The organism is Sphingomonas sp. CFBP8993 (assembly GCF_034044895.1).
GTDB lineage: Bacteria > Pseudomonadota > Alphaproteobacteria > Sphingomonadales > Sphingomonadaceae > Sphingomonas.
In genome coordinates, this window is the sequence record NZ_JAXCWU010000002.1 from 188,732 (window position 1) to 206,329 (window position 17,598).

The following is a 17,598-nucleotide window of genomic DNA, read 5'->3' on the forward strand; positions in this document are numbered from 1 at the left end:
CCCGCCCGTTACCCCCGCGTCCGGTCGAACGTCGCCAGTTCATAGGCGATCGAGCCTTCGACGAGCGTTTCCCACATATCGGCCACCACCGCCTCGGGCAGCCCCAGGCGGCGGGCTTCGGCACGGGCCTGGTCGATCACCTGGGTCTTGCGATCTTCGTCGCGCACGCGGTCGCGGGTCGGCTTGATGCGTGCGGCGGCGTCCATATAGGCGAAGCGGCGGGCGAGCAGGGCGACCAGTTCGCGGTCGAGCTGGTCCACCCCGGCACGAACCTGCGCCATGGTCGTGCAATCGGGTCCGGCAAGTATCTCGGTCATGGGCCATGGCTCTGCCGGGCGGTGCGCGCGCTGTCCAGTCCGGCTTGCGGATCGGCGCGGGTCCGGGATAGCATCGCTAGGACATATCATGGGGAGATGGAATGATGGTGAGCACCTTGCTGCTGTTGCTGCTGGCTGGACAACAGGCCGAACCGGCGACGGCGCCCTCGCCGCCCCCGGCCAAGGAAAAGCAGATCTGCCGGAACGAGGAAACGACCGGTTCGCGCATGGGCGGTCGCCGGGTCTGCCGGACCAAGGAGCAGTGGGACGCGATCTCGGCGAATGCGCGCAAGACCATGGACGATGCCATGACCCGCTCGCCGGCCCCGTCGGTCCGCTGATCTACCGCCCTGCTTGACTCCGGCGCGCCCCTCGTCTAGGCGCGCCGCTTCGCAATTGCCCCCGCATCCCGGTGAAGCGGTGGGCCTGCGCTTGTCCCCATAAAGGCTTGCATGGTGCGATACCGGGACCAACGTCGTTCGTAATTGCCAAGGAATACAAGATGTCGAAGCGTCAGAGCGCGAAGTACAAGCTCGATCGCCGTATGGGCGAGAACATCTGGGGTCGCCCCAAGAGCCCGGTCAACAAGCGTGAGTACGGCCCCGGCCAGCACGGTCAGCGTCGCAAGGGCAAGATGTCAGACTTCGGTCTGCAGCTGCGCGCCAAGCAGAAGCTGAAGGGCTATTACGGCGATGTGACCGAGAAGCAGTTCAAGGCCTGCTACCAGGAAGCCGCCCGCATGAAGGGCGATACCTCGCAGAACCTGATCGGCCTGCTCGAGCAGCGTCTGGACATGATCGTGTACCGCGCCAAGTTCGCGCCGACGATCTTCGCCGCGCGCCAGCTGGTCAGCCATGGCCACATCCGCGTCAACGGCGTGAAGTGCAACATCGCGTCGCGTCGCTGCTTCGTCGGCGACGAGATCTCGCTGGGTTCGAAGGCGACCGAAATGGCGCTGGTCCTCGAGGCGCAGCAGCTCGCCGAGCGTGAAGTGCCCGATTACGTCACCGCCGACGGCAACACCAAGGTCGCCCTGACCCGCGTTCCGACGCTGGACGAGGTGCCCTATCCGGTGAAGATGGAACCGAACCTGGTCGTCGAATTCTATTCGCGCTAAGTTTTCGGGTCTTACCGAATTACGGAAAGGGCGGTCCTTGGGGGCCGCCCTTTTTGTTTACGCCGTGCTTGCCGGATGACGCAGGGGCTCTCATACTTCGTCCGTACAAAGGGGGAGGGACATGATGCGCCTGGGATTGATCGCCATCGCCGCGCTGTTGGGCGCATCCGCTGCCACGGCGCAGACCGCCGAGCAGGGGCAATATGCCGACCAGCTTCGGGCGATGTTCACGTCGGTCGCAGGGGGCACCTGTCCTGCCGATCTGATGGCCGACGGCCTGTTGAAGGCATGTCGGGAACAACTGCCCCAGATGGCACCGGGCCTGAAGGCGGCCGGGCCGATCAAGACGATCACCTTCCTGAAGACCGAGCAGGCGAACGGCGAGCGGTTCGAGCAATATCAGGTGGCGTTCACCAACGGCGCACCGTCCAAGTGGACGATCGGCGGCCTGCAGGACGGCAAGTTCAAGTCGGTCTATTCGCTGGGCGATTAAGGGGCGGCGAGAGATGGAAAAGGGCTGATGCTGGAAGGTGAACGGCAAAGGACGGTGGCCGCACGTATCGGCGTGACCGCGCTCAACCTGCTGTTCCCTGGGCTCGGACTGTTTCGGATTGGTCGTTGGAAAAGCGGTATATGTTTTGCTGCCGCGCCTTTCATACTGGTCGGACTCATCACATTCGGCTTGGGCTTTTGTCTGGTCAGCTATGCGGCGGTGTTGATTGCAGCGACTCTGGCCATCTCAGCCATTGCCGCGATCTTCATCGTGGCGATGGTGCTGACATGGCGACGGGGCAAGATGCGGCGCCCGGTGTGCTGGTGGTCGCAATGGTATGTGATCGTCGCGCTGTGGCTAATCGCGGGCCTGCTGTTTAATCAGGCGGCCGATGTATCGCGCCGTATGTACAGGCTTTTCTATGCCCCATCCGGCAGCATGGCGCCGACCCTTTTGGAAGGCGACAAATTCGTCGTTGATACGGGCTGGCGCGGCCCCCTCGAACGCGGGATGCCGGTCCTGTTTCAGGGCGCGGGGTCAGCCCGCATCTATCGTATCGCGGCGGTTGCGGGTGATCGTATAGCGATTCGCAACGGGGTGCCGATCATCAACGGAGTGGCGGCGCAGTGGCAGCCTCGCGGCATCCAGGCCAAGGATGGAGCTGACGGGCGTCTCTGGGCGGAGCGTCTGCCAGGCGAGGCCAAGTCCCACTTCATTTTGAAGAGCGAGCCAGCGCCCTTTGACGATCTTTCGGAAATGGTCGTTCCCGAGGGCCATTTTTTCGTTCTGGGCGACAATCGGGATCGCTCCGCCGACAGTCGCGTCCCCGTCGAAGCTCTTGGCGTCGGTATGGTCCCCGAAAGCTCCGTCATCGGAAGACCGCGTTCCATCTACTGGAGCCAGACACATGACCGGATCGGTCGCCGTCTCGACTGACGGTTTGGTCGATGTCCGGCAAGCTTGCCCCGTGCCGTAGCACCGGGCACAAGGCCCCAAAACACAAGGGGAAAATCATCATGCGCCGTCTGGTCCTATTGTCCCTTCTGCTCTCGGGCGCCGCCATCGCGCAGGAGCGGTCCGCCATCTCGGTCGACACGCTGAAGACGGTCACCCAGACCCTGTCCTCCGACGAATATGAGGGCCGCGCGCCGACTACCCCGGCGGAGGACAAGACGGTCGCCTATATCGTCGATCGCTTTCAGAAGGCGGGCCTGAAGCCCGGCAACAAGGGTGGATGGACCCAGGATGTGCCGATGGTCGAGATCACCGCCAACGACGTCCAGCCCTTCACGATCCGAGGGAAGGGTGCGCCCATTTCGTTGGCCTATCGCACCGACATGGTCGTCGGCACCTATCGCGTAAGCCCACGCATCGACGTGAAGGACAGCGAGCTGGTCTTCGTCGGATACGGCATCACCGCGCCCGAAAAGGGCTGGGACGATTATGCCGGTGTCGATGTGCGCGGCAAGACGGTGGTCATCCTGATCAACGATGCCGACTGGCAGACCATGGGGCGCGAGGGACCGTTCGAGGGGCGCGCGATGACCTGGTACGGCCGCTGGCCCTACAAGTTCGAGAATGCCGCCAAGCACGGCGCTGCGGCTGCGCTGATCGTCCACCAGACCGAGCCCGCCGCCTACCCCTGGGCGGTGGTGCAGTCCTCCTGGACCGGGCCGCAGCTCGAACTGGACGAGGCGGGCGATCATATGGACCAGTCCCAGGTCATCGGCTGGCTGCAACAGCCCGTTGCCGAGCGTATCCTGAAGGCCGCCGGACGCGACCTTGGCACACTCACCAAGGCGGCGCAGACCAAGGGGTTCCGGGCGGTGCCACTGGGCCTGACCCTGTCGGGCGGCTTTGCCAACACGATCCGGCGCCAGGCGTCGAAGAATGTGGTCGGCGTGCTGCCCGGCACGACCGAGCCCGGCGACTATGTCCTTTATTCCGCGCATTGGGACCATCTGGGCCGCTGCGACGCGGTGAATGGCGACGACATTTGCAACGGGGCGCTCGACAATGCGAGCGGCGTGGCCGGGCTGGTCGCGCTGGCCGAGGCGCAGGCCAAGGCAGGGCCGGCCAAGCGCTCGATCGCATTCCTGGCGGTGACCGCGGAGGAAAGCGGGCTGCTCGGTTCGTCCTATTATGCGCAGCATCCGGTCTTTCCGCTGGCGCGCACGGTGGGCGGGGTCAACATGGACGGGCTGAACGTCACGGGCCGTGCGAAGGACTTCGTGCTGGTCGGCCAGGGCAAGTCCGAGATCGAGGACCTGGCCAGACGGATCGTCGCCACCCAGGGCCGCACGATCAGCGCCGAGCCCAATCCGGAACGCGGCAGCTATTATCGCTCCGACCATTTCTCGTTCGCCAAGCTGGGCGTGCCGATGCTCGACGGCGGATCGGGGCAGGACAAGGTCGTCGGCGGCATCGCGGCGGGCAAGGCGGCGGCGGAGGATTATGTCGCCAACCGCTATCACAAGCCCGCCGACCAATATGATCCCAACTGGGATTGGTCGGGGGCTGTGGAGGATTTGACGGTCTATTATCAATTGGGCAGGACGCTGGCCGACCGGCCGGGCCTGTGGCCCAACTGGTACCCCACCGCCGAATTTCGCGGTATCCGCGATCAAAGCAGGAAGAATGCCCAGTGACGACGCCAGCCGTGACGACGCCTAACGCGACGACGCCTCCGCCCGCCGAATGGGCTCCCCATGATGCGGTGTGGATCGGCTTTCCCAGCCATCCCGAGCTGTGGGAGGAGGATCTGGAGCCCGCGCGCGAGGAGGTGCTGGCCTTTGCCCGCGCCGTCCATGCCGATGGCCGCGGCGAGCGGGTGATCCTGGTCGCCGCCGATGGCGAGGCGGCCGAGGCTGCGCGCCGCATGGCGGGTGAGGTCGCGGACGTGATCGTTCAGCCGTTCGGCGACATCTGGCTGCGTGATACCGGCCCGATCGTCACCGGCGACGGCAGTGCACGCCTGTTCGAATTCAACGGCTGGGGCGGCAAGTACGACTTGCCCGGCGACGACACGGTCGGCGCGCGATTGGCCGAGGAGCGCGGCATCGCGGCCAAGGCTTGCGGCTGGGTGCTGGAAGGCGGCGCGATCGACGGCGACGGCACGGGCCTGGTCGTCACCACCCGCCAGTGCCTGCTCAACCCCAATCGCAACCCCGACCTGGACGAACATACGATCGCCGAGCGGCTGGCGCAGGATCTGGGCCTGACGCGGATCGTATGGCTGGGCGACGGCCTGCTCAACGATCATACCGACGGCCATGTCGACAATCTGGCCCGCTTCGTCGGCCCCAACCGCATCGCCCTGCCCGAAGCGGCCGAGAACGACCCCAACTGGCAGGTCTATATGGCGGCCAGGCGTGACGCGACGGCGGCGGGGCTGGAGGTCGTGACCATCCCGTCGCCCGGCCGCGTGCTGCGCGACGAAGAGATCGTACCCGCCAGCTATATGAACTTCTATATCGGCAATGCGGCGGTCGTCGTGCCGCTCTATGGCAGCGAGAACGACGCCGCGGGCGTCGCGGCGATCCAGGCGATCTTCCCCGACCGCGACGTCGTGGGCCTGCGCGCCGATGCGATCCTGACCGGCGGCGGCAGCTTCCACTGCATCTCGCAGCAGATTCCGACGATCGCCTGATCATGCATGTCGGACCCGCGCTTCCGACGAGGAGGCGCGGGCTTCGCCCGTCGGCCGGGCTTGCTCTTTACCGTCCGTAAACCGCCAGCCGGTTACGCGCCGCGATCCCTCGTCCGGGATCGGAATTACGCATTGCAAGCCACGATCAATCTGCTTCGCAGCCAACATGAGGAGATCGCGGCAGCCGTCGGCGATCTCGTGGCGCTGTTCGACATGCGTTACGCCGACGCCGCGTCCATACTGGGACCGGCGCGCATGCGGATCGCCCAGATCATCACCAAGCATTTGAAGACCGAGGACGAACTGCTGCTGACGCCGCTGCGCGAACAGCGGCTGATGGCGAGCATCCCCGGATGCGAGGCGATCGTGATCGAAACGCGTGAACTTCGCCTGACCTATTCCCGGCATATCGGCACCTGGACCGCGCGCGCCATCGAGGAACGGTGGGGCGACTATGTCGTGGTGACGCGCCAGCTCAACGAGCGGCTGATGGCGCTGTGCGACCTGAAGATGAAGGATTTTTACCCGGTGGTCCTGCGCCGCATCCTGTTCGATCCCGCCCCGGCGCCCCGTATGACGGCGTGACCGGCGGGGCGCTACGGTCTAGCATGCGGCAGCCACCGATCAGGGGAGTCGTCATGACCGCCGTCCGATCCACCGCCGGGTTTGCCACCGGATTCCATCGTACGATCCTGCCCATTGTCGCACCTGTCCTGGTCATAGCCGCGATCGCTGCGCTCCTTCGCCTGCCGATTGCGCAGAGCCACACCCGCGCCGCGGCGCTCCTGTTCCTGTGGATCGCCTCCGACGCGATGATTTTGGGGCTGTTGGCGCGCGCGCGACGGCCGGGGTGGCGTGCGGGCATTGCGGCGATGGCCTCGGCAGGGATGGCGGTGCTCAGCCTGTCGCCGCCGCCGATCCGGGCGGCGCTGCTCGCCATGCCATGGGCGCTGGTGGTGCCGGTGATCGCGATCGCCCTGCATGGTGGCTGGGGGCTGTGGCGCGTCGTCGAGCGGGTGCGGCAATGGGACCGGCACGATCCCGAACGCTGGACTTCGCTGCTGGGCGAGGTCTTTCCCAGGCCGTTTGCCCGGCTGGCGGTAGCGGAGGCGGGACTGCTCCACCTGGCGTTGTTCCGCTGGCGGGCGAAGCCCGATGTGCCGCCGGGGACGATCGGCTTTGCCTATCACCGGCATCTCCAGCCGATGATGATCACCCTGCTGGCCCTGTCCTGTATCGAGATCGGGGTGACGCACCTGCTGATCGCGCATTGGAGCCGGACGCTGGCGCTGGTCCTGTTCGTCGTCAGTGACGTGTCGCTTCTCTACCTGATCGGCCTGATCAAATCCTTGCGCCTCGCGCCCGTGCTCCTGACCCAGGCGGGCGTACGCGTGCGGGCGGGTATCCTGGTCGACCGGACGATCCCCTATGCCGCGATCCGCCATGTTCAGCTCCATCCGGACGGCGATACGGTGCGCGCGCCGGGCAGTTGGAACGTTGCGCTGCTCGCCTGGCCCAATCTGCTTCTCCGCCTCGACCCGCCCCTGCTGCCACGGTCCCGGTGGCGGCGGGATACGGTCGACGCCATCGCGCTCCGTCTCGACGAGCCCGGCCCCTTCCTCGACGAATTGCGCGTGCGACTGGTCACTCGGCACGTGACGGAGGAATGTTGAGCCATTAAAGGGCGTGGCCATGACCCAGATCACCGTCGCCGCGCTGCAACTGGCCTTCACCGCCGATATCGACCGCAACATCGCCGAGGTGTCGCGCCTCGTCCGCGAGGCGGCACGCCAAGGCGCGCAGGTGATCCTGCCGCCCGAGCTTTTCGAGGGCGAGTATTTCTGCCGGGTGGAGGACGAAGGCCTGTTCTCGAACGCCAAGCCGACCGCCGAGCACAAGGCGGTGCTGGCGATGCAGGAACTCGCCGCCGAGTTGAAGGTCCATATCCCGACCAGCTTCTTCGAGGCGGACGGGCCGCATCACTACAACTCGCTGGCGATGATCAACCCCGACGGCAAGGTCGCGGGCGTCTATCGCAAGAGCCATATCCCGGACGGTCCGGGCTATGAGGAGAAATTCTATTTCCGCCCCGGCAATACCGGGTTCAAGGTGTGGGACGGCCCGGCGACGAAGCTGGGCGTCGGCATCTGCTGGGACCAATGGTATCCCGAAACCGCGCGCGCGATGATGCTGATGGGCGCGGAGATCCTGTTCTACCCCACCGCGATCGGCAGCGAGCCGCATGACGACAGCCTGGATACCGCACGGCTGTGGCGGCGCGCGATGGTCGGCCATGCGGTGTCGAACGTCGTGCCGATCGTGGCGGCGAACCGCGTCGGCAACGAGCATGGCCAGACCTTCTACGGCACCAGCTTCATCTGCGACGAGCGCGGCGACATCCTGGCCGAACTGGGCCGCGAGGAAGAAGGCGTGATCGTCGCCACGCTCGATATCGACCGGGTGAAGCGCCACCGCGCGGCGTTTGGGTTCTTCCGCGACCGGCGGCCCGAGCTGTACGGTCGGCTGGTCCAGGATATCTAAGCCCTATTCCTCCCCTGTAAGGGGAGGTGGCATCGCGTCAGCGATGACGGAGGGGTGTCGTGCTTTCGATAAAACCGCCCCCTCCACACCGCCTCCCCAAGCAGACTTGGGGAGGAAGAGCTTACCCTCGCAACGCCACCGCGCGCGCGAACACGGCCTCGAACATTTCGGGCGTCAGGCGGCCGGTATTCTGGTTGTAGCGCGAGCAGTGATAGCTATCGAGCACCACCGGGCCGCCGCCGGGAAGCCGGTGCTCCGCCAGATGCGCGAAGCGCGCCTTGGGCAGTCGTCCGCCCAGCGCCTTGATGACCGAGCGGTGCGCGATCTCGCCCAGTGCGATGATGACCGACAGCCGGGGCAGCGCGGCCAGTTCCTGTTCCAGGAAGGAGCGGCAGGTGCGGATTTCGTCGGGCGTCGGCTTGTTCTCGGGCGGCAGGCACTTGACCGCGTTCAGGATCACCGCGCCGTTCAGCGTCAGGCCGTCATCGACCTTGGCGGCGAATTCACCCTCGGCCAGGCCGAACTTGGCGAGCGTACCATAGAGCAGCGGCCCTGCGCCATCGCCGGTAAACGGGCGGCCGGTGCGGTGTGCGCCATGCTTGCCCGGCGCAAGGCCAACCACGGCCAGCCACGCCTCGCCGTCACCGAAGGGCGGCACCGGAGCGTTCCACCAGCCGGGATATTCGGCGGCGACCGCCTGGCGGACCTCGACCAGGCGGGGACAGAGCGGACAGTCGCGCGGCGGCTGGATCGCGGCCAGGGGCGAGGGGATGACGGGAAAGGATGCGTCGGACATCGCGCTCGGGTAGTCGGGTGACATGACGACGACAAGCTATGCGATTGCGCTGGGTTCCAACCGTCCGGGACGGCACGGGGGGCCGCACGACGAAATCCGCGCGGCGCTGGCCGAGCTGCCGGGCGTCTATGCCGTGTCGCCGATCCTCGTCACCGCGCCGGTGGGGCCGTCGATCCGCGCCTTTGCCAATGCCGCCGCGCTGGTCGAAAGCCCGCTCGATCCGCCCGCCATGCTCACCCTGCTGAAGGCCATAGAGCGTGATTTCGGGCGGCGGCGCGGGCAACGCTGGGGTGCGCGGGTGATCGACCTGGATATCATCCTGTGGTCGGGCGGGGCGTGGCGCTCGCGCGGGCTGATCGTGCCGCATGTCGCCTATGCGACGCGCGACTTCGTGCTGCATCCGCTGGCCGCGATCGCACCCGACTGGCGCGACCCGCGTGACGGCCGATCGGTACGCCAGATGCGACATGGTGTTGACCGAAGGCGTCCGCGCCCCTAGGTCGCATCCACCGCGATGGAGGGTCCGTAGCTCAGTTGGTAGAGCAAGCGACTTTTAATCGAGAGGTCCCGGGTTCGAGCCCCGGCGGACCCACCATCGGGGTGTTTCAGGGCGTCGCAGCGTGTCTCACGCCCTTGCTAAACCACAGAAATTCAGGTGCGAAAGCGTTGCGGGGTGTCTCACCTCGTGCCCCCGCATGTCATGTCCCTTGGGGGCACGACTGGGGGCACTGATTTTCAAAGTGGGGGCATCGTGCCGCTGACCGATATCCAGTGCCGAAAAGCGCAGCCAGCCGAGAAGGATTACAAGCTCGCAGATTCTGGCGGGCTCTACCTTTTTGTAACGACCAAGGGCGCGAAGTCCTGGCGCCTGAAATACCGCTTTGGCCAGAAGGAGCGGCGGATTGTCTTCGGTCGTTATCCTGAGATGGGCTTGGCCAAGGCACGCGAGCTGCGAGACCGGGCGAGGGCCGAACTGCGCGATCACAAGGATCCGCAGGTCGAGGAGCATAAGCGCGAGATGGCGGCGCACTCGGCAGCGGGCGCGACGTTCGAGGTGGTTGCCAAGCGCTGGCATGAAGCCCAGCTCGGTCGCTGGTCGACGGTCCAGGCCACCAAAGTCCGCCAGGCGCTGGAGCGCGATGTCTATCCGGTGATCGGCCGCCTGCCGCTGCCGGACATTACCTCGGGCATGGTCCTCGATATGCTGCGCCGGATCGAGCGGCGAGGGGCGATCGACACCGCCAAGCGCATCCGCCAGCACGTCTCGGCCGTCTTCGCCTTTGCCATCCCGGAAGGGCTGTGCTCTGCCGACCCGGCCGGGCCAGCGCTGGTGAAGAGCTTGCTGCCCACGCCGATCGGCGGCAGCCAGCCGGGGCTCAACAGTATCGACGAGATCCGCAAGCTGCACGCCGCTATGGACGCGTCGAGCGCGGCACCGCTCACGAAGCTGGCTTCGCGCCTCCTGTCGCTCACCTTCGTCCGGCCAGGCATCGTGCCGACGGCGCGTTGGCACGAGTTCGAAGGCATCGACTGGAGCGACCCGACTGGCGCCAGCGATGCGGCCGAGCCGATCTGGCGGGTCAGTGCCGAGAGAATGAAGCTGGAGCAGGCTGACAAGCGCGAGGAGGCCTTCGAGCATATCTCACCGCTGCCACCCCAGGCCGTCGAGGTTCTGCGGGCCGTGCACCGCCTGACGGGCCGCTTTCCCTATCTCTTTCACAGCACGCGCTCGACCCACCAGCCGATGAGCACCAACACTATCGGCTATGCCTATAACCGGTGCGGGTATCAGGGGCGGCACGTGCCGCACGGCTGGCGCACCAGCTTCTCGACCATCATGAATGAACGTGCGGCGGCGGCGGGCAGGCGGCGCGAGTTGCAGCCGATCATCGATGCCATGCTGTCCCACCGGCCGCGTGGCATCTCGGCGGCGGAATTCGCCTATAACCGGGCGGAGTACATGCCGCTGCGGTGGGAGCTGGCGCGGGAGTGGGCGGACCTAATGACTGGAGGCATAAGGGATAGCCGTGCAGGATAACCAGGGAAGGGCATGTCTGTCTCGCTGTTTCGTTCGTCCCGATATCCCAGATAACGCCTCCACGTTAGGTGTTCGAAAATACGGCACAGGTAAAGTTATCCACAGACTGTTGCATGCCAGTGTTGGGTTTGCATTGCTAAACCAAGGTCGCTATATGCCGGTGTGAGGAGTCGGAGATGAGCGACGAGTGGTTGGATAAGGCGCGAGCCTTGCGCGCGGAGGCTTGGGATGCTGTTCTGGCTAGCCAGCCTTTTGTCGCCTTCAAAAAATTCGACGATTTGGTCATGGAAATGGGCGGGACGTCCGCAATCCCGTCGATCGACCTGTCGTCTGATTGGAAGGCCACTGCTCAGCGCTCCCTTGATGCTGCAGCAAAGCGGATACTTGATCACAAGAAGCTCAGCCAAGGTGACGCAGCCGAATTGGCGTTGCGCCAGAATGGCGAACCCTTGCCAATCGGTCGCCTAATTGAAAAGGTTACGACGCTTGGCCTGGTTCTCGGCGGAGCGGACCCTGTCGCTAATTTTCGTTCAATGATGTCGAAGGATGATCGTTTCTACACGATTCGCCGCGGCAATATGTATTTTTGGTGGCTTCAAGAGGATGAGCTAACTTCTGATTGGCTACCGGAGGCTGAGCCTGTGCTACTCTTAGGCGCAGATAGCCACCGTCATCGTGCCGCAGATGACGGATAAAACTAATCTATTGAGGTAGAAAAAAGAAAACCCCGGAGACCGTAGCCTCCGGGGGGGCTGCTGGGCGCACCATGCAGCGTTGCGGGTGTGCATATACGCTCATGGGCTTCGGACGTCAAGGAGTGCGAGCGTGCGCGGCGCAATTTATTACGATGGTTTCAATCTGTACCATGCTACAGACGACCTCGGCCAGCCTTACCTGAAATGGTGTAACCTGCGCCGCCTTGGCGAATTAGTCGCGCGTGGACATGCTACATCCATAGACCGGGCGGTGTTTTGCACGGCATTTTTTCCCGGCGACCATGGCAAGCGCGTACGACACCAAGCTTATGTCGACGCGCTCAGGCTTGTGGATGTGGAGACACGCCTGGGGCATACGACCAAGGAGCCGATGAACTGTATCAGTTGCGACCGGCGATGGGATCAGCCCAGAGAAAAAGAGACAGACATTAATTTGGCTTTAGCGCTTTTCGCTGACGCCTGCGATGATCTGTACGACGTAGCCTTTCTAGTTACGGCTGATACAGACCAAGCCAGTACCGTGAAGGCCTTTCGTAATCGATTTCCCGCCAAAAAGATCATCAACGTTGTGCCGCCTGGGCGGATGCCATCTAAACAACTTGCCGATCTATGTCACGGTAAGATTAAGCTAACCGAGCGCCACCTCGATGAGTGTGTGCTTCCGCAAGCTGTTATGAAGGAAGGCGAGAGGACCATCTTGCGGCCTTTCGAATATGATCCTCCAGCTGGCTATGTGTACCCTGACGATCGACCGAAAAGGTAAAAAAAGTCCAGGGCTAAGGTGATCATGCGAGAGGCGCCGCCTCCCAAGACATGGGTTCGCGCAGCCACGCCTCGAAATCGCTGGAATGCCAGGCGACGGAGTTTACGCCGATCTGCACGGACCGTGGGAATTCGCCACGTGCCATCTTGCGGTAGATCGTCGCGCGGGACAGCCGGGTGCGCTCCAGCACCTCGGACATGCGGACGAGGCGCTCCACCGCTTCCCCCTTCTTCATTCGACGCGTCTCCAGCCCATCGGGTCGGCCACCCAGGCATCGATGTCGCTCTCGTACCAGGCGACCAGTCCGGCGCTGAGCCGGATGGAGGGCGGGAAGGTGCCCGCGGCGATCCGGCGATAGATGGTGGTGCGGCCGAGCTTCGTCCGCGCCTTCACGTCCGCGAGGCGCAAGAGGTTATCTTTGCGGCGGTCTACGGGGCCGCTCATGCGACCCGCCGGATTGGGGTGACAACGTTATCCTCTCGCTCGCCACCGTCAGGGCCGCCGACGTTCTGGGCCTTCCATTCGCCACAGCGGCGGCTTTCATGCGTCACAGGGAATAGCGAGACGGGGAAGGGGCCTGCCGCCTGAGCGACGCTGGGCGCGCGGACCTGGCAGGTGCCGGTGTCCGCCGCGGCGCCGGGATCACGGATGGCGTTGGACAGGCGAGCGCCCATGCGCTGCCACCAGCGGCAGGTCGCGCAGTTCTGTTCGCAAGCGTTCGACATCATGCCTCTCCTTTCGGGAAGGTGCGCGGGCGGCCGGGCTGGGCCAGTTCCTGCGCGAGGGTCGCGATCGGCGTACCGGCGCGCAGCATATCGGCCGGGGGAAGCCATAGGTCGCAGGGTAGCACCGGCTCGCTGATGGCCTCGTCGGGCAGCAGCGCGGCGGCGATGTCCTCGGGCCGGGACATCATCTTGATCCGGTTGGCCGTGGCGGTGAGCGTGCGGGTGGTGAAGCTGGCGCGAACGCCAGCTTCCCGTTCCTCGCTTGTCCGGCGATCGGACCGGCGTCCCATCTCCCGACAAATCTCCTCCGCCTGCACCCGACCCAGCTTGTAGCCCTGGATCAGCCAGCGTCGTTCGTTGGCCGTGCTCTGGGCCTTCTTGGGTCGGGCGACGGTCAAAGCGGCATCCTGCTGTTGAATTCACCGCATTCGTGGTCGCGGTGGACGTACGGAAACACCGATTTGGTGTTCTGCATGTCGAGGTCAGGCACCCAGCGCGGCGGATAGCGGCGGCAGATGCCTTGCGCTGGCACGACGACCTCGAAGGTTGCGGCGGGATCAACCTCAGAGGCAGCCGCAGCACCCTCAAGGAAATGCAGGCAGGAGGAGCAAGCCATGGTGCTATGCCCTTTCATCCAGATATTGCGAGGGCAGGCAGCCGTCTGCCAACATCGACCGATACTCAGGGACGACGAGGAGTGCCTCGTGCATCATCTGGGCTGGTACGGCGTCGAAAATGACGGCGTGCCATGCCTCGACCATCAGCTGTAGTCGTTGCCCCTTCGTGTCCTTCTCACCCCAGCTCGTGAAGCACGCGCCCACGGTGGTCCGGTAAGAATCGGAGTACCCCCTCTCGTCAGGGTGAGCCACGACCCTGCAGGCTGGCGTGTCGCCGTGACGGCCACCGGTCCAGCACAGCATCGCGTTAGCGATCGGGATGTCGCGGCTCATGCCAGGGCCTCCTTGCTCTGCTGGTATTCAGCCTTGCTCTGCTCGTGTGCGGCCAGCTGTTTTCGCTGGGCCATCTCGTGCCTAAAATAGGCGGCGACCGTGGGAAACGAGAAGTAGTCGAGTTCGCCGACCGCGTGCACTGTCCCATCCGGCATTTCGACATAGCCGGTGCCGTCCCGCCACATCCGGCCATCGTCGACGCCCGCCGGGGTAACGATGCGGATCGAACCGTCGAAACACAGTGCCCAGGCAATGACTGGTGTCTTATCAATGCCCTCGTCACCGCCGTCAGCATATGCCCGAAGTGCCTTGATCCCCGGTTCCGCAGGCAAAAGCTGGAGGGGGCGCGCCATGATGTTCGAGTGCTCGTACTCGGAAATCTCCTCCGATGTTTCCTCGCCCTCAAGGCGGACATAGTAGGCCATGTCCCCGATCTGGGCCTTGTCCTTCCTCGTAATCCGGGTGATCCGCGACAGCGGATAGGACATCCGCCAGTTCATATCGAACATGCCGGTCATGCCCGCACCTCCGTCAGGCTGACGCCACCAATGCGGGCGAGATCCTCGATCGAGTGCCAGAGCGCTCGGGTGAAAAAGCCAGTGTTTTTGACGCCCCGTTGGAATTCGGGGTGGTCGGGGTCGAGCGTTGCGTGATCCGACCAGGCATTGCCGTCGAGGTGTCGGAAGGTCTCGCGAAGCTTGGCGATCACGCCTTCGATCGTGTTCGCGCGCTGGGCGAAGAGCACGTCCTCCAAAGCAGAGGCGCGTGCGTCGGCGGCTGCATCCTCTTCCGGTGTGCCGGGGCCCTGATCGAACCACAGCTGCATCTCGCGTTGCATTTTTGCGAAGGTATCGAGCAGGAGCTTGTCGGATTGGAGGTAAGCGCCGTGATCGCCAAATCGACGAGCATCTGCCGCAATCTCCACGGTAAGATTGTCGGGCGCATAGCCGATGCCGAAGTGCTTACGCGCTTCGATGATCGCCTGTGCTGCCTCGGTGTCATCGACTTCGCGACCGGTCGCGGTGATCTGGGCGAGCGCGATCAGCTTTATGACGGCATCGTCAGCGGTAGTCGCTGCGCTGGTCGCGATAGCCGTCTCCAGACGGTCTGCTTCCGCGCAAGCGGCCCCGACCGCATTTTCGTCCAAACTGATGTCGGTGTTCAGCTTGTCAGCAACCGCATTGCGTACGAGCAACAGGTTGCGAAGCGGCAGACCTGCGGCCGCCGAAGCGGCATTCCGCTCTTGGGCTGCCTGAAGTGCATTGACGATGACGCGGCCGATGGACGGGGCTATTGCTCCCAATCCTCGATCCGATAGCCGCCACGCTAGCATGCCCAGCCGATTGAACGCAGCCATGACGGGCGACACCGTGCCAAAATCCTGGCTCACGGTAGAGAACAATCGAGAGGAATACAGCTCAGGGTCTTGATCGGGTATCATCGACCCAAAATCAGGGAGTTCGGCAGCGTCGATTGCCAGCAGGCGCGTCTTAAGCAGTACGTCATGGATATTCGCCGAAGGCACATCCGCCAACGTCATGGCTGCCGCGTCATTGGCGGCGCAGAGCTTGTTACCCTCTTCGTCGCTATCGAACCTGGTGTTGAAGCGAACCGCAGCTTCGGTCCAATTCAGGAACGCCGCATACATCGGGCGCGACAGCAGCTGTTCCGCCGCAGCGATCATCTCTTCCGCTAGGCCCGCGATCTCCAGCTCTTCCAGCGTCGCTTCCTGCGTCTCGGCAGGCAGTTTCGCCAGTTCGCCAGCCATCGCCGTCTGGGCGGGGCCGGGCAGGAACACGACGCGGATGTTGGGCTTGGGCGTATACGGCGCTTGGCGTGCGAAAGTTCGATCGATCGGTAACGAAGCCATCTGGCATCTCCTGCATAGTGCGGGAAACCATCCCGCTTGGTCGTGCGGGGGATGGTCCCCCGCTTCATTTGAGCAGGAGATGGGCGGAGGCTGCCGAGGCGAGCGCGCTATCTGACCTGCATCACCGACCTGAATTCAGACAGGTGATGCATGCGGCATATACTCGGCATATATGCCGCGTCAAGCGGCATATGACGCACGACCTCCTAACGAAGGAAATCCTGAAGTGTGAAAACCCGGTGCATGTAGTCCACTTGCCCGCGCTGCACTTTAAACCGCCGTTGAGGAGTGAAGTCTTCGAACTCATGCCAATCGGCTGTAGATCGAACTAAGCGTTTTAGCATGCAAGTATAGGTAAAATGAGGTACTGACTCGGGGTCTTCACTGATATAAACTAGTGCAAAATCGCCTGGAGAAGGATTTCTTTTTCCGTCTACTAGTACCGGGCTTCCTGCCTCGAATATCGGCCGCATAGAAATGCCAGGCATATAAAATCCGTAGACATTCTCAGAATTGAAAAGCTTAGGTAGTCTCTTGAAAGAATCGATTGAAACACCCAGCATGATGCTCATGCCTTCGGATATCCACCATTCATCGTCCTCGGGGATGCCGGAGACGTTAAATTTAACATCCGCCGAGAAAACGGGCACATCCTCGGGTAATTCTATGTGTCTGGCGCGCAATCGTTGATTCTTCTCCGACCACTCGTCTTGCTTCCTGACGATTTCCTTTGCGATTAAATCAGGATCGCCGAGCAAATCTCCAGCGGTAAGGGGGCGATGTGGTGGAGCGCTTTTGCCCGTGCGTCCCAGCAGATAGTCCTCAGATGTATTCAACTCCTCTGCAATCGCGCGAAGACGAGGCGGAGAGGGCATTGCTCGCCTGGTTCGAATGTAGCGTAGCGCATCCGGCGATCCAGTTGCATCGAGTGACGCTTGCCGTTCGCTTTTTCCCACCGCGATCAACCGTTCGGCTACGCGCTGTATGAGATAATCTATCGGTTCCATTGCCGCAGATTGCCGCATATTTGCGGACAGGTCATGCGGCAGATGGGCCGTTGACGGTTGCGGCATGTATGCCGTATTGATTAATGATGACATATGAGCAGAACCTCCTGCTAATCGCATCTCGATATGCGCAAGTGCATGGTGGAGAGCGCGGGCGAGCGCCCGCAAGTATTGCTACTAGGATCGTGAACCGAGGCTCATTTTTCGATGCGCTCGAGCGAGGGGGGACGTGCTCGGCGCGCAACCTCGCCAAGTTTGTCGCATTTTTTGGGAGACCAGATAATTGGCCTTCTCAACACATACCTGCCGACGTCACTGAAGCATTGGCATGCCTCGGGTGGCAACCGGCGCCATCTCGAAAATGCGTGGCTTAACGGGATGCGATTACTCCCCTCCGCCCAACCGGATCGGTCGCGGCTCGTGACTGATGGCGCCGCTTCGACCCACCGCAGCCATGCACTCGCGGAAGACGGAAATCGCATCGTCTTTGACGGCGACCGAGCCGGGATCCTTGTCCGCGATGTGCTGGAAGAGGGCAAAGGCCACGGCGGCTTCGCTGCCGGTGGCTGCCTGCACGCGCATATCAGGGTCGAGCATCGGGAAGCCTTTGACGAAA

25 protein-coding genes and 1 tRNA gene are annotated in these 17,598 nt (G+C 63.5%); 14 read left to right on the forward strand and 12 right to left on the reverse strand.

The window, feature by feature from the left end; translation table 11 throughout:
- Positions 1–8: 8 nt before the first annotated feature.
- Entirely contained in the window at positions 9–317 is a 309-nt protein-coding gene (locus SOM26_RS04000) for a chorismate mutase (protein ID WP_320451449.1), read from the reverse strand.
- A 101-nt stretch (positions 318–418) separates the two neighbouring features.
- Here SOM26_RS04000 and SOM26_RS04005 point away from each other — a divergent pair, with 101 nt between their 5' ends.
- The 9 genes from SOM26_RS04005 to aguB all read left to right on the forward strand — a co-directional run bounded on the left by SOM26_RS04005 (position 419) and on the right by aguB (position 8,117).
- Positions 419–658: a hypothetical protein gene (locus SOM26_RS04005; protein ID WP_320451450.1), complete on the forward strand. Its 240-nt coding sequence runs from the start codon at positions 419–421 to the stop codon at positions 656–658.
- A 161-nt stretch (positions 659–819) separates the two neighbouring features.
- Positions 820–1,434 carry a 30S ribosomal protein S4 gene (gene rpsD / locus SOM26_RS04010; protein WP_261271057.1) on the forward strand — a complete coding sequence of 205 codons (615 nt, stop codon included), beginning with the start codon at positions 820–822 and terminating at the stop codon, positions 1,432–1,434.
- Between the two features lie 121 nt (positions 1,435–1,555).
- Complete coding sequence (locus SOM26_RS04015; RefSeq protein WP_320451451.1) at positions 1,556–1,927, forward strand: hypothetical protein; 372 nt, start codon at positions 1,556–1,558, stop codon at positions 1,925–1,927.
- Positions 1,928–1,954: 27 nt separating this feature from the next.
- The gene (gene lepB / locus SOM26_RS04020) at positions 1,955–2,863 is read left to right on the forward strand and encodes a signal peptidase I (RefSeq protein ID WP_320451452.1); all 909 of its coding nucleotides are present in this window, start codon (positions 1,955–1,957) and stop codon (positions 2,861–2,863) included.
- A gap of 80 nt (positions 2,864–2,943) precedes the next feature.
- Entirely contained in the window at positions 2,944–4,575 is a 1,632-nt protein-coding gene (locus SOM26_RS04025; RefSeq protein ID WP_320451453.1) for a M28 family metallopeptidase, read from the forward strand.
- Positions 4,572–5,576 (forward strand): agmatine deiminase family protein, encoded by a 1,005-nt coding sequence (locus tag SOM26_RS04030; RefSeq protein WP_320451454.1) that lies wholly within the window; start codon positions 4,572–4,574, stop codon positions 5,574–5,576. The genes SOM26_RS04025 and SOM26_RS04030 overlap by 4 nt, the downstream gene beginning before the upstream one ends.
- Before the next feature lie 132 nt (positions 5,577–5,708).
- Positions 5,709–6,161 (forward strand): hypothetical protein, encoded by a 453-nt coding sequence (locus SOM26_RS04035; RefSeq protein ID WP_320451455.1) that lies wholly within the window; start codon positions 5,709–5,711, stop codon positions 6,159–6,161.
- Between the two features lie 53 nt (positions 6,162–6,214).
- Positions 6,215–7,249 carry a hypothetical protein gene (locus SOM26_RS04040; protein WP_320451456.1) on the forward strand — a complete coding sequence of 345 codons (1,035 nt, stop codon included), beginning with the start codon at positions 6,215–6,217 and terminating at the stop codon, positions 7,247–7,249.
- 19 nt (positions 7,250–7,268) lie between these two features.
- Positions 7,269–8,117 (forward strand): N-carbamoylputrescine amidase, encoded by an 849-nt coding sequence (gene aguB / locus SOM26_RS04045; RefSeq protein WP_320451457.1) that lies wholly within the window; start codon positions 7,269–7,271, stop codon positions 8,115–8,117.
- 121 nt (positions 8,118–8,238) lie between these two features.
- On the opposite strand, the gene SOM26_RS04050 is transcribed toward aguB, so the two are convergent.
- Positions 8,239–8,913: a uracil-DNA glycosylase gene (locus tag SOM26_RS04050; protein WP_320451458.1), complete on the reverse strand. Its 675-nt coding sequence runs from the start codon at positions 8,911–8,913 to the stop codon at positions 8,239–8,241.
- Positions 8,914–8,935: 22 nt separating this feature from the next.
- Here SOM26_RS04050 and folK point away from each other — a divergent pair, with 22 nt between their 5' ends.
- The 5 genes from folK to SOM26_RS04075 all read left to right on the forward strand — a co-directional run bounded on the left by folK (position 8,936) and on the right by SOM26_RS04075 (position 12,430).
- Positions 8,936–9,412, forward strand: a complete 477-nt coding sequence (gene folK / locus SOM26_RS04055; RefSeq protein WP_320451459.1) for a 2-amino-4-hydroxy-6-hydroxymethyldihydropteridine diphosphokinase — start codon at positions 8,936–8,938, stop codon at positions 9,410–9,412.
- Between the two features lie 20 nt (positions 9,413–9,432).
- Positions 9,433–9,508: transfer RNA gene (locus tag SOM26_RS04060), tRNA-Lys, on the forward strand.
- 156 nt (positions 9,509–9,664) lie between these two features.
- Positions 9,665–10,951: a tyrosine-type recombinase/integrase gene (locus SOM26_RS04065; RefSeq protein WP_320451460.1), complete on the forward strand. Its 1,287-nt coding sequence runs from the start codon at positions 9,665–9,667 to the stop codon at positions 10,949–10,951.
- Positions 10,952–11,127: 176 nt separating this feature from the next.
- On the forward strand, positions 11,128–11,646 hold the full coding sequence (locus SOM26_RS04070; RefSeq protein ID WP_320451461.1) for a hypothetical protein: 519 nt from the start codon (positions 11,128–11,130) through the stop codon (positions 11,644–11,646).
- Positions 11,647–11,776: 130 nt separating this feature from the next.
- The gene (locus tag SOM26_RS04075; protein WP_320451462.1) at positions 11,777–12,430 is read left to right on the forward strand and encodes an NYN domain-containing protein; all 654 of its coding nucleotides are present in this window, start codon (positions 11,777–11,779) and stop codon (positions 12,428–12,430) included.
- A gap of 22 nt (positions 12,431–12,452) precedes the next feature.
- On the opposite strand, the gene SOM26_RS04080 is transcribed toward SOM26_RS04075, so the two are convergent.
- The 10 genes from SOM26_RS04080 to SOM26_RS04125 form a co-directional block, all read right to left on the reverse strand.
- Positions 12,453–12,665: a helix-turn-helix transcriptional regulator gene (locus SOM26_RS04080; protein ID WP_320451463.1), complete on the reverse strand. Its 213-nt coding sequence runs from the start codon at positions 12,663–12,665 to the stop codon at positions 12,453–12,455.
- Positions 12,662–12,838, reverse strand: coding sequence for a helix-turn-helix transcriptional regulator (locus tag SOM26_RS04085; protein WP_320451464.1), 177 nt, complete (start codon positions 12,836–12,838; stop codon positions 12,662–12,664). The genes SOM26_RS04080 and SOM26_RS04085 overlap by 4 nt, the downstream gene beginning before the upstream one ends.
- 32 nt (positions 12,839–12,870) lie before the next feature.
- Positions 12,871–13,158, reverse strand: coding sequence for a hypothetical protein (locus SOM26_RS04090; RefSeq protein ID WP_320451465.1), 288 nt, complete (start codon positions 13,156–13,158; stop codon positions 12,871–12,873).
- The gene (locus tag SOM26_RS04095; protein WP_320451466.1) at positions 13,155–13,553 is read right to left on the reverse strand and encodes a hypothetical protein; all 399 of its coding nucleotides are present in this window, start codon (positions 13,551–13,553) and stop codon (positions 13,155–13,157) included. Before SOM26_RS04095 ends, SOM26_RS04090 begins: the two co-directional genes overlap by 4 nt.
- A complete protein-coding gene (locus SOM26_RS04100) occupies positions 13,550–13,771 on the reverse strand; it encodes a hypothetical protein (protein WP_320451467.1) in 222 nt (73 codons plus the stop codon). The genes SOM26_RS04095 and SOM26_RS04100 overlap by 4 nt, the downstream gene beginning before the upstream one ends.
- A gap of 4 nt (positions 13,772–13,775) precedes the next feature.
- Complete coding sequence (locus SOM26_RS04105) at positions 13,776–14,105, reverse strand: hypothetical protein (protein WP_320451468.1); 330 nt, start codon at positions 14,103–14,105, stop codon at positions 13,776–13,778.
- Complete coding sequence (locus tag SOM26_RS04110; protein WP_320451469.1) at positions 14,102–14,623, reverse strand: hypothetical protein; 522 nt, start codon at positions 14,621–14,623, stop codon at positions 14,102–14,104. Before SOM26_RS04110 ends, SOM26_RS04105 begins: the two co-directional genes overlap by 4 nt.
- Entirely contained in the window at positions 14,620–15,975 is a 1,356-nt protein-coding gene (locus SOM26_RS04115; RefSeq protein ID WP_320451470.1) for a hypothetical protein, read from the reverse strand. Before SOM26_RS04115 ends, SOM26_RS04110 begins: the two co-directional genes overlap by 4 nt.
- Before the next feature lie 206 nt (positions 15,976–16,181).
- Positions 16,182–17,150: an XRE family transcriptional regulator gene (locus SOM26_RS04120; RefSeq protein WP_320451471.1), complete on the reverse strand. Its 969-nt coding sequence runs from the start codon at positions 17,148–17,150 to the stop codon at positions 16,182–16,184.
- Between the two features lie 216 nt (positions 17,151–17,366).
- A complete protein-coding gene (locus SOM26_RS04125) occupies positions 17,367–17,579 on the reverse strand; it encodes a hypothetical protein (RefSeq protein ID WP_320451472.1) in 213 nt (70 codons plus the stop codon).
- Between the last annotated feature and the right edge of the window lie 19 nt (positions 17,580–17,598).

What these genes read in the sequence shown, in the direction of transcription:
- aguB (WP_320451457.1), top strand. Translation starts at nt 7,269, where the DNA reads ATGACCCAGATCACCGTCGCCGCGCTGCAACTGGCCTTCACCGCCGAT.
- lepB (WP_320451452.1), top strand. Translation starts at nt 1,955, where the DNA reads ATGCTGGAAGGTGAACGGCAAAGGACGGTGGCCGCACGTATCGGCGTG.
- SOM26_RS04025 (WP_320451453.1), top strand. Translation starts at nt 2,944, where the DNA reads ATGCGCCGTCTGGTCCTATTGTCCCTTCTGCTCTCGGGCGCCGCCATC.
- folK (WP_320451459.1), top strand. Translation starts at nt 8,936, where the DNA reads ATGACGACGACAAGCTATGCGATTGCGCTGGGTTCCAACCGTCCGGGA.
- SOM26_RS04110 (WP_320451469.1), bottom strand. Translation starts at nt 14,623, where the DNA reads ATGACCGGCATGTTCGATATGAACTGGCGGATGTCCTATCCGCTGTCG.
- SOM26_RS04090 (WP_320451465.1), bottom strand. Translation starts at nt 13,158, where the DNA reads ATGATGTCGAACGCTTGCGAACAGAACTGCGCGACCTGCCGCTGGTGG.
- SOM26_RS04125 (WP_320451472.1), bottom strand. Translation starts at nt 17,579, where the DNA reads ATGCTCGACCCTGATATGCGCGTGCAGGCAGCCACCGGCAGCGAAGCC.
- SOM26_RS04000 (WP_320451449.1), bottom strand. Translation starts at nt 317, where the DNA reads ATGACCGAGATACTTGCCGGACCCGATTGCACGACCATGGCGCAGGTT.
- SOM26_RS04050 (WP_320451458.1), bottom strand. Translation starts at nt 8,913, where the DNA reads ATGTCCGACGCATCCTTTCCCGTCATCCCCTCGCCCCTGGCCGCGATC.
- SOM26_RS04005 (WP_320451450.1), top strand. Translation starts at nt 419, where the DNA reads ATGATGGTGAGCACCTTGCTGCTGTTGCTGCTGGCTGGACAACAGGCC.
- rpsD (WP_261271057.1), top strand. Translation starts at nt 820, where the DNA reads ATGTCGAAGCGTCAGAGCGCGAAGTACAAGCTCGATCGCCGTATGGGC.
- SOM26_RS04115 (WP_320451470.1), bottom strand. Translation starts at nt 15,975, where the DNA reads ATGGCTTCGTTACCGATCGATCGAACTTTCGCACGCCAAGCGCCGTAT.
- SOM26_RS04080 (WP_320451463.1), bottom strand. Translation starts at nt 12,665, where the DNA reads ATGAAGAAGGGGGAAGCGGTGGAGCGCCTCGTCCGCATGTCCGAGGTG.
- SOM26_RS04100 (WP_320451467.1), bottom strand. Translation starts at nt 13,771, where the DNA reads ATGGCTTGCTCCTCCTGCCTGCATTTCCTTGAGGGTGCTGCGGCTGCC.
- SOM26_RS04105 (WP_320451468.1), bottom strand. Translation starts at nt 14,105, where the DNA reads ATGAGCCGCGACATCCCGATCGCTAACGCGATGCTGTGCTGGACCGGT.
- SOM26_RS04070 (WP_320451461.1), top strand. Translation starts at nt 11,128, where the DNA reads ATGAGCGACGAGTGGTTGGATAAGGCGCGAGCCTTGCGCGCGGAGGCT.
- SOM26_RS04015 (WP_320451451.1), top strand. Translation starts at nt 1,556, where the DNA reads ATGATGCGCCTGGGATTGATCGCCATCGCCGCGCTGTTGGGCGCATCC.
- SOM26_RS04040 (WP_320451456.1), top strand. Translation starts at nt 6,215, where the DNA reads ATGACCGCCGTCCGATCCACCGCCGGGTTTGCCACCGGATTCCATCGT.